The following is a 12,332-nucleotide window of genomic DNA, read 5'->3' as shown; positions in this document are numbered from 1 at the left end:
GTCAGACGACGACCTTGATCGGCTCTTGCCTGCCGACCTCGAACACGCGCTTGTAGCGTTCGATCTCGGGCTTCGGCCCCATCGCCTTTTCGGGGTTGTCCGACAGTTTCACAGTCGGGCGGCCATTGGCCGAGACCGCTTTGCAGACCAATGAGAACGGGGCAAGCCGGTCGTCGGAAACCAGCCCGCGGAAATCGTTGGTCAAAAGCGTGCCCCAGCCAAACGAGATATTGGCGCGACCGGCAAAGCGCGCGTGCAACTCGATGATCTTGTCCACGTCCAGACCGTCGGAAAAGATGACCCGCTTTTCGGTCGGGTTCTCGCCGCGCGATTTCCACCAGTCGATGGCAATTTCGGCCCCTGTCGCCGGGTCGCCGCTGTCGATGCGAATCCCGGTCCAGCCCGCCAGCCAGTCGGGCGCACGTTCCAGAAACCCCTTGGTGCCGTAAGTGTCGGGAAGAATGATCCGCAGATTGCCGTCATGTTCGTCATGCCAGTCGCTCAGAACGTCATAGGGGGCCCGGGCCAGCGCCTCGTCGCTTTCGGCAAGTGCGGAATATACCATCGGCAGCTCATGCGCATTGGTGCCGATCGCCTCGACCTCGCGCCGCATGGCGATAAGACAGTTGGAGGTGCCGGTAAAGGATTTGCCCAACCCCTCGATCATCGCCCGCACGCACCAGTCCTGCCAAAGAAAGGAATGGCGGCGGCGGGTGCCGAAATCGGCAATGCCAAGACCGTCGATGCCCCGCAGACGCTCGATCTTTTCCCAGACCCGCGTCATGGCGCGGGCATAAAGCACCTGCAATTCAAACCGGCGCATCCCGTTCAGGACCGCCCGCGACCGCAACTCCATCAGCACGGCAAGCGCGGGGATTTCCCACAGCATGACCTCGTGCCATTTGCCTTCGAAGGTCAGTTCGTACTGATCGCCCTTGCGTTCCAGATGGTAGGGCGGCAGGCGCAGATTTTCGAACCACTCCATGAAATCGGGCCGGAACATCTGACGCTTGCCATAAAACGTGTTGCCCCGCAGCCAGGTGCTTTCGCCCCGGCTGAGACGCAATGAGCGGATATGGTCCAGTTGCTCGCGCAGCTCGCCTTCGTCGATCAGATCGGCCAAAGGTACATGAGTCGACCGGTTAATCAGCGAAAACTCCACATTTGTTTGTGGCTTGTTTCGAAACACTGACTGACACATCAAAAGTTTGTAGAAGTCCGTGTCGATCAGAGACCGTACAATCGGATCAATTTTCCACTTGTGATTGTATACACGTGTCGCGATATCAATCATAGGGCGCTCCTGTTCTGCAAATACTTAGAACAAGCGACAATGAGATTGGCAAGAGCGCCCTGATACATGACAATATCGCAGTTGTGTCATGGTCCGGGCGCAGATGGTTTTGGCGATTTCCCGGATTTTGGGTAAAAGGTGAAAATTGAGTGTTGAGATGGCTCTCAGGTACGATTTCGACATTTTTACGATTATGCCGGATGAGGTATTCGAGAACGAACAGTTCGTTGAATTGTTGAGCCAAACAGGCATCGACAAGAATTCGGCGCATAACAAGATTGCATTGTTCCGCGATGTAAAGACTGCCGACGCATTGCGCGGCGCCTCGCCCAAAGTGCGACAGTTGTTTCTGGATTCCGGGTTCGGGCTGAACACCTATGACAGCGGCGCACCGGACGGGTTCTATCCGGTCCGTGATCAATCCGCGCGCAATTTCATCCTCAGAAAATTCCTTCGCAACGTCAAATCGACCTCGCTGAAAGGTGAGTATTGCGGCGATTTCGACTTTGCAGAATTCATGGATCATCTTTTGCTGGCACGCCCCCTGCCCGGAGAACGTGGGAGGAAACGTAAATCAGCACGCCCCGCAGGCAATGACACGCCGCCGCAGCGTCAGTCGCCGATTGCGCGCATTGGGTTGGCGATCGGGGTTGCCGTTCTTCTTCTTGTGGTCGCCAAATTGCTGGCCGCCGTCGTGCAGCGCTAGAGTCCAACGCGCGGGAGTCATCAACCTCGCCATAGGCAAAGTGGGTGGCTCCGGCGGTATAGCTTGAACCGCTGCCATTTCCCGTTTACGGCACGATGGCAACGAGCGCTGTCACGCTGACCGGACGCGCTATTTCGGGCGCACCGGATACCGTTCGCCCTTTTCGTTGATCAGAATCAGGCGGTCACCGCTGCGAACGTACAGGTCACACCGGCTGAAACCATTTCGAAACTCGACACACACGCTTCCATCTTCGGCAATCCGGTAGTTTCCAAAGGCAGTCCCGCCTCCGTTTGCGACTGAATAGGTATAGGAATAAGCGCCATCGGCCTCGTATTTGGATTGACCATCATCATAAAATGTCAGCGTCTGACCTTCGAGGGATACCAATTCCGCGTGACTGAGCGGAACATCACCCGGTCGGGTGCGCCACTCGGCAGCAGCCACTGAAGTCGCGGACAGCAATAGAACTGCGATAGGTGTTTTCATGGCGCGATTTTGGATCAGAACGTGCCCGACAGGGAGTCACGTTGCGGTGAAGACGCGGATCTAAGGGCGTACACTCAGCTGGATTCGAAGCCGCAGCGGCCCGGAGCTTTCCCGCGAATACAGCCTTACCTGGTCCTTCTCGACCAACAGATCGCAGCGGTTGAACATTTTCCGAAGACTGAGGCAAAATGCACCGTGCCACTGCAACTGCACCATTCCCATCGAAACGCCGCCGCCGAACCGCTCCCGCAGTGACGGGGCATGAGAAACCGGTTCAGATTTGGCCGTGGCATCGAAAGACCGGCTTTCGGAAAAGCGCGGCGTGGCCGAAAAAGCAGCCTCGTATCCCGTGGACCAGAATTGTCCGACCTGCACGTCCTGCGCGTGGGAAGGCGCAGACAGAATAGCCAGAACACATACCAACGAAACAAGTAACATGCTAGAATGATAACAGAAATTTCCGCATTGCGCTACTGAGAACGCTCAGGCGACCATCGCCTCGGCTTTCTTGAGGTCGACCGAGACCAGCTGGCTGACACCCTGTTCCTGCATAGTCACACCAAACAGCCTGTCCATCCGCGCCATCGTCACGGCATGGTGGGTGATGATCAGAAAACGGGTTTCGGTCTGACGACACATTTCGTCCAGCAGGTCGCAGAACCGCGTCACGTTGGCGTCGTCCAGCGGCGCATCGACCTCGTCGAGTACACAGATCGGTGCCGGATTGGCAAGGAAAACGGCAAAGATCAGCGCCATTGCGGTCAAGGTCTGTTCACCACCTGACAGGAGGCTGAGGGTCGAAAGTTTCTTGCCCGGCGGCTGGCACATGATTTCCAGCCCCGCATCCAGCGGATCGTCGCTTTCGACCATCACCAGATTGGCCTCGCCGCCGTTGAACAGATGCTTGAACAGCATGGCGAAGTTGGTGTTCACCTGTTCGAACGCCGTCAGCAGCCGCTCGCGCCCTTCTCGGTTCAGGCTGGAAATTCCGCTGCGCAGCGCCTTCACCGCCTCTTCCAGATCGGATTTCTCGGATTTCAGAGTGTCGTATTCTTCCTGAACCTCGCGCGAATCCTCCTCGGCCCGCAGGTTCACCGCGCCCATCGCATCGCGCTGGCGCTTGTGGCGGTTCACCTCGGCCTCCAACGCGTCGGCCGAGGGCATCCGGTCGGGATCGATCTCCAGTCGGTTCAAAAGCTGGTTCGGGGTCAGTTGCTGATCTTCGGCAATCCGTTCGGCAGCGGCCTGAACGGTTTCGCGCGCCGCGTCGCACCGCGCTTCGGCGGCGGCACGGGCCTCACGCACTTCCGAGGCCAGGCGCTCTGCCTCGCGCTCGGCCAGAATGGCGGTGCGCTGCAGGGTTTCAGCCTCGGTCAACTGGTCCGCAGCTTGGGCGCGGCGTGTTTCGGCGACCTCGGTCTGTTCGCGCAACTCCTCCCGGGCTTCGGCGATCTCGCCCGGAACGGCCATCGCATCGGCCAGTTCCTCCTCCGAGGTCGCCTTGCGCTCAGCCAGTTCGGCAATTCGCTTGCCCGCGGTTTCCAGACGGTGACGCCAGCCGCTCAGATCCTTGGTAACTTCCTGCGAGCGGCGGGTGCGGGCCTCGCCCTCGCGGCGCAGTTCGTCATGGGTCGAGCGGTGGGTCAGCATGGTGATCCGTGCGGCTTCGACCGTCTGCTTTATGTCTTCGACATGGGCGCGGGCGCTACCGACATCGCCCAGCCCGGCTAGGGCGCCTTCGGCCTCGCGCAACTGGGCGCGGGCGCTCAAGGCGTCTTCCTTGTGGCGATCCACCGACAGGGACAGGGTTTCCAGCTTGCCCTGCGCAAGGTTGCGGTCCGCCTCGGCGCGGCTGAGCGTGCGGGCGGTTTCGGCGACGCGCTGATCGGCGGCACGGCGGGTCTCGCGGGCGCGGCGGTCAGCCTCGGTCACCTCAGCCAGTTGCCGGGACAGCGCCTCGTGACCGGCGCGGGCGCCGTCGGCCTGCGCCTCGGTGCGGGCCAGTTCCTGTTTCAGCGCTTCGAGACGGTTCAGTTGCTCCAGCCGCATCGCCGCCGCACTTGGCGCGTCTTCGGCCCAGGCGCGGAACCCGTCCCAGCGCCACAGATCACCCGAACGCGACACCAGCCGCTGTCCGGGTTTCAGCAGAGGTTGCAGGCGGGCGCCGTCATCTGAATTGACGATGCCGATCTGAGCAATCCTGCGGCTCAGACGCTCGGGGCCGGAGACATGCAGAGACAGCGGCTCTGCCCCTTCCGGCAGGTGTTGATCGGCGTCATAGCCCGGCACCTTGACCCAGCCCGATGGGCCGTCGTTTTCGACCACGGGTGCGCGCAGGTCATCGGCCAGCGCCGCCCCCAACGCCTTTTCGAAACCGGGCTCCACCCGCAACAGGTCCATGACCTGCCCGCCTTCGGCAGTGTCCCGCGCCACCAGTTTGGCCAGCGCGGTGGTTTCGGCGCGGATGGCACCCAGCTCGCCCTCGGCCTCGGATCGTCTGGCGCGCGCCTCGGCCTCGCGCGCCTGCGTATCGCTGCGCAATTCGTCGGCTTCCGCCAGTGCCTCTTCGGCGGCTTCAGCCGCTTCGCGGGCTTCCTCCTCGGCCTCCTGCGCGGCGTCAAAAGCCTCACCGGCGCGGCTTAGCGCGCCCCGTGCCTCATCCATGGCGCCGCGCGCCTTTTCCTCTTCGGCCTCCGACCGTGCCAGCGTCTTGCGATTGTCCTCGACCAGACGCTGCGCCGACTGATGCCGGGCGACCAGACGGGCCATATCCTCGGTCTCCTGCGAGAGGTGATCCTCGCGCTCCTGCAGGATGGCCGCCGCCTCGCGGGCGACGTCCGCCGCCTGGGCAAGCTTGTCCGAGTGCCCCTCGGCCGCCTTTGCCAGTTCCCGGGCTTCCCATTCAAGGCGCTCGATGGTCTCTCCCGCGTCGCGGTTCAGGCCGGATTCGCGTTCGATGTCGCGGCCCAGCTGCTGAATACGCGCGGACAAGGTTTCGATGGCCTGGCGCGCGCGCGTTTCCTGATCGCTAAGCGTGTCGCGCTGCACCTGCAGACGCTGCAGGACGGCGGCGGCGATGGCCTCTTCTTCACGCAGGGGGGGCAAAATCTCATCCGCCGCGACGCGGGCGGTCTCAGCCTTGCGCGCCTCGGCCTCGGCGCGGGATGCTTCGGTGATCCGTTCGCGCAGCTTGTCTTCGGCCTGTTGACGGGCCAGATCCGCCTCCTTCCAGCGGCGATAGAGCAGCATGCCTTCGGCCTGGCGCAGGTGTTCGCCGATTTCGCGATATCGTGCGGCCTGCCGGGCCTGACGCGCCAGTTGCGACAGCTGCCCCCCCAGCTGTTCCAGCACGTCATCGACACGGGTCAGGTTCGTCTCGGTCGCCTTCAGCTTCAGCTCGGCCTCATGCCGCCGCTGATACAGGCCCGATATCCCCGCCGCCTCTTCCAGAATGCGGCGCCGCGCCTTGGGCTTGGCGTTGATCAGCTCGGCAATCTGACCCTGACGCACCAGCGCCGGAGAATGCGCCCCGGTCGAGGCATCGGCAAACAGCATCTGCACATCCCGTGCCCGCACATCCTTGCCGTTGGTTTTGTAGGCACTTCCGACATCGCGGGTGATGCGTCGAATGATCTCCAGCTGGTCGCTGTCGTTGAACCCCGAAGGCGCCAGACGTTCGGTGTTGTCGAGGGTCAGCGCGACCTCGGCAAAATTTCGGGCAGGCCGGGTCGAGGCCCCGGCAAAGATCACATCCTCCATCCCGCCGCCGCGCATCGCCTTGGGGCGGTTTTCGCCCATCACCCAGCGCAAGGCCTCCAGCAGGTTGGACTTGCCGCAGCCATTTGGTCCAACCACACCCGTCAGACCGTCCGCGATGATCAGATCGGTCGGATCGACGAAGCTTTTGAAGCCGGTCAGTCTGAGCTTGTTGAAGCGCAAAGGCGGTCCTGTCCCGTGATTCCCATGGTCTTCGAGTCTGCGCAATGGAAGGGCATCGAGTCAACGAAGATACGCTGTATATGGCAGAACAAAGGCAGTTATCCACAATATCTTGCCGATTCCGCGGTGATTGCAGGGGCGCTCAATAGGGATAGCACTCAAAATCCGTATAATAGGGACCGTCGAATTCGACGCAGTCGTAATTGGGCGTGGACCGTGCGATCTGCAACAATTGCTCTCCGGCGGCGCGGTCGCACCCCAGGACCCCGGTGGTCACGGCGGCATCGCCCAGCACTTCAAGCACGTCGCAGCCTGACACCCGTGCCATCGCCACCCCTGCCCGTTTTCGGATTGGCCCCAGACGCGGGGCATATTGCGAGTTCACACGAACCGCCTCGGCGAGATTCCCCCGAACCCGCACATCAAAGACGCTGCCGCCCACATCGACGCGGGTTGCGGGAGCGTTCTTGAAATAGGGCGTGGCACTGGTGCAGGCCACCAATGCCAAAAGCGGCAAACAGCGAAGCATATTCTAGCTGTCGCAGCTATTGGTTAACGGAAGGTTTCCGGATCTCTAGACCGACCGCAACACCTCTCCCAGTCGGCGTATGCCCTCGTGAATGATGGGCTCGTCCGAGCAGGAAAAACTCAGCCGCAGCGTATTGGCCCCGGAGCCGTCTGCGAAAAAGGCCTGTCCGGGAACAAAGGCCACCTTTACCGTATCCAGCGATCGGGCCAGCAGATCCGCCCCATCCGCCCCGGCGGGCAGGGTGACCCAGATAAACATACCACCCTCGGGCCGGGTCCATTCGACGCCATCGGGCATGTGATCCCGCAGTGCGGCCAGCATGGCATCCCGCCGCCGCTGGTACACGGAGCGAAGTTTTGGAATATGCGCGTCGAAGTGGTTTTCCGCCACATGAGCAATCGCCATCTGATTTATGGTCGAGGAATGCAGGTCGGCGGCCTGTTTCAGAAGCACCATTTGCGAGATGACCGGCTTGGCGGCGACCGCCCACCCAACACGCAGCCCCGGCGCCAGCGTCTTGGAAAAGCTGCCGCAATAGATTGTGCGGCATGCCTCGATCGAGCCTTTGCTCGCGATCTCCAGCGCCAGCATCGGCGGCACCGCCTGGCCATCGTAGCGCAGCGATTGATAGGCCGCGTCCTCGATCACCGCGCAATCCAGACCATCGGCCAGATCCAGCAGGGATTCTCGTCCACGACGGTCGACGGTCTCGCCGGTCGGGTTGGCGAAATCCGGTGAGAGATAGGCGAACTTGACCCGCCCGCCTGCCCGTTGCGCCGCATCCTGAAAATCCGCTGCGGGCCGGTTTGCGTTGATCGTCAGTTGATCGAAGCGCGGCTCATAGGCATTGAAAGCGGCCAGAGCGCCAAGATAGGTGGGCCAGCCGACCAACGCCGTATCGCCCGGCGAAAGAAACAGCTTGCCCAGATAGTCAAGCGCCTGTTGCGAACCCGACGTGATCAGGATGTTGTCAATGTCGCAGGCGATACCAATCCGGCCCATCTCGGCGGCGATCCAGCGCCGCAGCGGATGATAGCCTTCGCTTACCGAATATTGCAGCGCCTGCGCCTGATGCGCGGGGTCGAGGGCGGTGGCGAAAGCCTCGGTAAAGGCGTCGGCGGGAAACAGAGCCGGGTCGGGGATGCCACCAGCAAACGAAATGATGCCGGGCTGGTCCAGCAACTTGAGCAATTCGCGGATTTCCGACGCTTTCATCCGGGATGCCCGTGTTGCGAAAATCTGATCCAGTGACATGGCTCTCCTCCGGTGGCGCGTGTCGGAGCCTATTTGGGACCGGATTAAAGTCAACATATCTGACCTAATGTTTCAAATCTCGTGATCGGCTGCCGCGTAATCTTGCGGAATCCAGCCTTGCGTGGTCATATGTTTTGACCAATCTGAGCGAGCCCGGGATGCCCTTCCAGAAAATCCAGTCGGAAAAATTGTCCACCGCCGTTGTCCGCCAGATCGAGCTTCTGATCCTGCGCGGCATCCTGCGACCGGGCGAACGGCTGCCGTCGGAACGCGAACTGGCCGAGCGGCTGGGTGTATCGCGCCCTTCGCTGCGCGACGCGATCGCAGAGTTGCAGGAACAGGGCCTGCTGGCCGCCAAGGCCGGGTCAGGTATCTATGTCGCCGAGGTTCTCGGGTCAGCCTTTTCGCCTGCGCTGATCCGGCTGTTCAGCGCCCATGACGAGGCTGTGTTCGACTATCTTTCCTTCCGCAAGGACATGGAAGGGCTGGCCGCCGAGCGCGCAGCGCGACTGGGGTCAGAGAGCGATCTGAAGGTGATCCAGACCCTTCTCGACAAGATGGAGGCCGCGCAAAAGCGCCGCGCGACCGATGACGAGGCGCAACTGGATGCCCAGTTTCACATGGCAATCATCGAAGCGAGCCACAACGTGGTGATGCTGCACATGATGCGCTCGATGTTTGATCTGCTGCGGCAGGGCGTGTTCTATAACCGTCGGGTCATGTTCAACCAGCGCACGACGCGCGAGGCGATCCTGGATCAGCACCGGGCCATCAATACCGCCCTGCAGGCACGCGACCCTTCGGGCGCGCGCGCCGCGGTCGAACGGCATCTCAGTTTTGTGGAGCAATGCCTTGCAGATCAGTTGAAGGCCGAACGGAACGACGCCATCGCACGGCAGCGGCTGGAACATGAAACCGGGCGGGGCTAGGACCGGCTTTGTTCTTCAATCGCCCGGCGTTTCATTTTCTGATAATCTTGATCCAGCAGACTGCTTTTGCGAACTCGCCTTGCAACTAGTCCACGGGTGATCATTCCCGGCCAGCGCAAGTTGGAGCGCGTCGTGAAGGCGTAGACGTCATTTTTCAAGCGCACTTTGTGCATTCCCAGCTCAGCCGCCATGAAGTCCAGGCATTGTTCCGAGAAAAAGCTGATATGCTGGCCGGTTTCGAAGGCCCAATACCACCAGTCTTGGTCGGGAATCTTGTCGGGGCAAAAACAGTTTGCTGAAAAGAACAGCGTATCAAACCCGTACCGCTCGCGTGCCTCTTTCAGAAACGCAAGGGGGTTGGGCAAATGTTCGAGCACTTCGAAGGCAGCGGCGACGTCGAAAAGTCCATCCTCGGCTTCGAACCCGCGGCCCATCAGATTTTCCGCATAAGGGTCGCTCCAATAAAACGCGATCCCTGTATCGCGCAGCCCGCGCACCAAAAGCCCGTACCCCCCTCCCAGATCGACGCCCCGCGTACCCGCCAACCCGTTGGTATGCATCACCGTGGATACTATCCGAATATTGTTGAGGTTGCGCGCGAGAATCCCGGTGTCCGTCAGGGCAATTGCGTCGCTGTATGCCTCTTCCAGCCAATCCGGTGACTCGACCCAAATGTAGTTGCAAGAGGCATCCAGAAAATAACGCGCGGTGTGCTTTCCGATGACTTTATGCTCGAACAGCAACGATCCGGGTTGGCCGGAGAGTGGAGAAACAGGCATATCGCACCTTACAGTTCAGAAGAGCCCATTATTCGCTCAGGAAATGGCGCGCCGCTGGTCTTGCCTAGATGTTCAGAAGGCGCAATCGTCGTCAAGCCCGGATCGATATAGAGTTTGGATCCCTTCGCAAGCATTTGCTCGTGCAGCAGGACATGCTCGCAAACCACTCGCCCATCCCCGCGCCGGGCGAAATATTGCAGGCCTTCAATCGCGTGGCTCCGATAAAGGCCCAGACCGGAAAACGCGCTTTTGACAGGTATCAGAGGGTGATCCGGAGAGATACTATATTGGCGGTCAAACACATGCTCGCGGATCTTCTGCCGGCGTTTGCGGCGGAGTAAGAACCTCCGAGGGTACTTGGAATCGATGAAATGCCACACATCCCGGTCGCACCAACCCTCGCATCTCAACGCGTATAGATCGTAGTAGGCAGGTACCGAATTTGCAAACACGCCATCCCACTGGACGTCAGCCCGACAGGCTGCCCGCACGACCTCTTCGGGGTTCAAGGCCGTGTTCGGTCCGTCCAAATCCAGCCAAAGGGTGAACGGGTGATACGGTTTTGAATCGAACAGCCGCCCCAGAACAGCATTGCGTGCAGTTGCGATCCGCTCCACCCGATCCGGACATGTTTCGCTCAATCCGTCCAGGCGCAGAATCTCAACACTGTCGTCCGCTTCCGCAAACGCCGCAAGTATTTGGTCGGTCTGATCGGTATTGTCGTTGGTGGCTATGATCACCCGGCTGTCCGACAGCCTTTCCCGCAACAAATTGATTCGATCCAGTGTAGAGGACAGCGCCGGGCCGCCATTGCGCACTACGCCAACGATATTGAGATCAGGCGGTGTGTCCATCTTGGTCAGAGTATCCTCGACCTCTGGCGAAAATCGCAAAAAATGAAAAAACGGCCCGCACGCACGGGCCGTTCCAATTCAGTGCAGCTTTGCCTCGACATCCGCTATGGATGCATCAATCAGCTTGTTGGCTTGCGCCGCGTTCATCTGCTTGGCCAGAACTTCACCGGCAGTAGCCACGGCAACGGAAACCGCCTGATCGCGGACTTCCTTGATCGCCGAAGCCTCGGCAGAGGCAATCTGGTCCTGCGCGGCCGCCAGACGGCGGGCGATGGATTTCTGCAGATCGACCTTGGCCTGTTCTGCGGCCAGAATCGCGTCTTCCTTTGCAGCTGCAACGATGGCGTCGGCCTGCTCCTGCACTTCACGCTGTTTGCGCTCATAGGACGCAAGCAGAGTCTGAGCTTCTTCACGCAGGGCGCGCGCTTCGTCCAGTTCCGCCTGAATACCTGTGGCGCGGTTGTCCAGTGCGCCACCGATCAGCGACGGGACCTTGAAATAGAACAGCACCGCGATGAACACGATGAAGCCCAGCAGCACGACAAAGTCGGTGTTGCCCAGCGAGAAAAACGGGCCGCTAGCGGCAAAGGCGGGACTAGCTGCGCCTGCGGTCAGGACAAAGGCAAGAATGTTGCGCATGTCTTCTATCCTTTCACTCGCGAAGCGACGGCGCCCGCGATATCGCCAGCTTCGGCTTGACCGCCCAGGGCAGTGACAAGCTCGGCCGCCGTATCCTTGGCCACCACCTGAATACTTTCCAGCGCGCCGGCACGGATTTCGGCAATCGCCTTTTCCGATTCAGCTGCCTTGGCGGCAATTTCCGCATCTGCCTTGGCGATGGCATCGTCCAGATCAGCCTGGATTTCACCACGTGCTTCGGCGGCAATGCGCTGTGCTTCGGCACGGGCATCGGCCAGCGCCTTGTTATAGGCTTCTTCAGCCTCGACCGCTTTGGCCTTCAGATCTTCGGCCGCAGCCAGGTCATTTGTAATGGTCCCCTGACGTTCAGCCAGAATTGCCGCAATGCGGGGCAGAGCCACGCGGGACAGGACCAGAAAGATGACGACCAGCGTAATGACCAGCCAGAAAATCTGGTTGGGGAACCAATCGAAGCAGAGCTGCGGCATCCCGATGGCAGAGCCATGCGAGTCGACGCACGAGCCAACCACTTCTTCGCTAATGGGTTCAGTCGCCATGATGTCCTCCGTCGGAACGTTGTCTTTACAACAGGTGGGCCGCTATGGCTTGGGCCCACCCGCGCGTAAGGATCAGGTTCCGCAGATCAGACGGCGAACATCAGCAGCAGCGAGACCAGGAATGCAAAGATCCCCAGGGCTTCTGCGAATGCGATACCGATGAACAGGGTTGCGGTCTGCGAAGCAGCCGCCGAAGGGTTGCGCAGAGCGCCGGCCAGGAAGTTGCCTGCAACGTTGCCCACCCCGATTGCGGCAGCGCCGGAACCGATTGCTGCCAGGCCTGCGCCGATGTGTGCGAGATCGCCTTCCATGATGTATCTCCTTACGAATTGGAAGTTTCGATGTTGGGTTATCGTTCCTGTG

Annotated in this window: 13 protein-coding genes; 2 read left to right on the top strand and 11 right to left on the bottom strand. The window is 60.6% G+C overall.

What is annotated here, in order from left to right; genetic code table 11:
• Position 1: 1 nt before the first annotated feature.
• Entirely contained in the window at positions 2-1,294 is a 1,293-nt protein-coding gene (gene pncB / locus ACR0AO_RS11605) for a nicotinate phosphoribosyltransferase (RefSeq protein ID WP_480603566.1), read from the bottom strand.
• A gap of 157 nt (positions 1,295-1,451) precedes the next feature.
• On the opposite strand from pncB, the gene ACR0AO_RS11600 reads away from it, so the two are divergent.
• Positions 1,452-2,000, top strand: coding sequence for a hypothetical protein (locus ACR0AO_RS11600; protein ID WP_480603565.1), 549 nt, complete (start codon positions 1,452-1,454; stop codon positions 1,998-2,000).
• A gap of 129 nt (positions 2,001-2,129) precedes the next feature.
• Here the strand turns inward: ACR0AO_RS11600 and ACR0AO_RS11595 are convergent, their stop codons facing one another.
• The 5 genes from ACR0AO_RS11595 to ACR0AO_RS11575 form a co-directional block, all read right to left on the bottom strand.
• On the bottom strand, positions 2,130-2,489 hold the full coding sequence (locus ACR0AO_RS11595; RefSeq protein WP_480603564.1) for a hypothetical protein: 360 nt from the start codon (positions 2,487-2,489) through the stop codon (positions 2,130-2,132).
• Positions 2,490-2,549: 60 nt separating this feature from the next.
• Positions 2,550-2,927 (bottom strand): hypothetical protein, encoded by a 378-nt coding sequence (locus tag ACR0AO_RS11590; RefSeq protein ID WP_480603562.1) that lies wholly within the window; start codon positions 2,925-2,927, stop codon positions 2,550-2,552.
• Positions 2,928-2,972: 45 nt separating this feature from the next.
• Positions 2,973-6,428: a chromosome segregation SMC family protein gene (locus tag ACR0AO_RS11585; RefSeq protein WP_480603560.1), complete on the bottom strand. Its 3,456-nt coding sequence runs from the start codon at positions 6,426-6,428 to the stop codon at positions 2,973-2,975.
• A 142-nt stretch (positions 6,429-6,570) separates the two neighbouring features.
• On the bottom strand, positions 6,571-6,957 hold the full coding sequence (locus tag ACR0AO_RS11580; protein WP_480603558.1) for a hypothetical protein: 387 nt from the start codon (positions 6,955-6,957) through the stop codon (positions 6,571-6,573).
• Between the two features lie 45 nt (positions 6,958-7,002).
• Complete coding sequence (locus tag ACR0AO_RS11575) at positions 7,003-8,211, bottom strand: aminotransferase-like domain-containing protein (protein ID WP_480603556.1); 1,209 nt, start codon at positions 8,209-8,211, stop codon at positions 7,003-7,005.
• A gap of 158 nt (positions 8,212-8,369) precedes the next feature.
• On the opposite strand from ACR0AO_RS11575, the gene ACR0AO_RS11570 reads away from it, so the two are divergent.
• Positions 8,370-9,140 (top strand): FCD domain-containing protein, encoded by a 771-nt coding sequence (locus ACR0AO_RS11570; RefSeq protein ID WP_480603554.1) that lies wholly within the window; start codon positions 8,370-8,372, stop codon positions 9,138-9,140.
• On the opposite strand, the gene ACR0AO_RS11565 is transcribed toward ACR0AO_RS11570, so the two are convergent.
• From ACR0AO_RS11565 to ACR0AO_RS11545, 5 genes are all read right to left on the bottom strand, one after another.
• Positions 9,137-9,919, bottom strand: coding sequence for a class I SAM-dependent methyltransferase (locus ACR0AO_RS11565; protein ID WP_480603552.1), 783 nt, complete (start codon positions 9,917-9,919; stop codon positions 9,137-9,139). The genes ACR0AO_RS11570 and ACR0AO_RS11565 overlap by 4 nt on opposite strands.
• Positions 9,920-9,927: 8 nt before the next feature.
• Positions 9,928-10,773, bottom strand: a complete 846-nt coding sequence (locus ACR0AO_RS11560; RefSeq protein WP_480603550.1) for a hypothetical protein — start codon at positions 10,771-10,773, stop codon at positions 9,928-9,930.
• 78 nt (positions 10,774-10,851) lie between these two features.
• Positions 10,852-11,412 carry a F0F1 ATP synthase subunit B gene (locus tag ACR0AO_RS11555; RefSeq protein ID WP_480603548.1) on the bottom strand — a complete coding sequence of 187 codons (561 nt, stop codon included), beginning with the start codon at positions 11,410-11,412 and terminating at the stop codon, positions 10,852-10,854.
• Positions 11,413-11,417: 5 nt separating this feature from the next.
• On the bottom strand, positions 11,418-11,969 hold the full coding sequence (locus ACR0AO_RS11550; RefSeq protein ID WP_480603546.1) for a F0F1 ATP synthase subunit B': 552 nt from the start codon (positions 11,967-11,969) through the stop codon (positions 11,418-11,420).
• Positions 11,970-12,055: 86 nt separating this feature from the next.
• Positions 12,056-12,280 carry a F0F1 ATP synthase subunit C gene (locus ACR0AO_RS11545; RefSeq protein ID WP_005981269.1) on the bottom strand — a complete coding sequence of 75 codons (225 nt, stop codon included), beginning with the start codon at positions 12,278-12,280 and terminating at the stop codon, positions 12,056-12,058.
• Positions 12,281-12,332 lie beyond the last annotated feature (52 nt).

The organism is Ruegeria sp. AF8, assembly GCF_056541825.1.
Note: the sequence above shows the minus strand (reverse complement) of the source record. Positions and strands in the feature narration are given on the sequence as shown.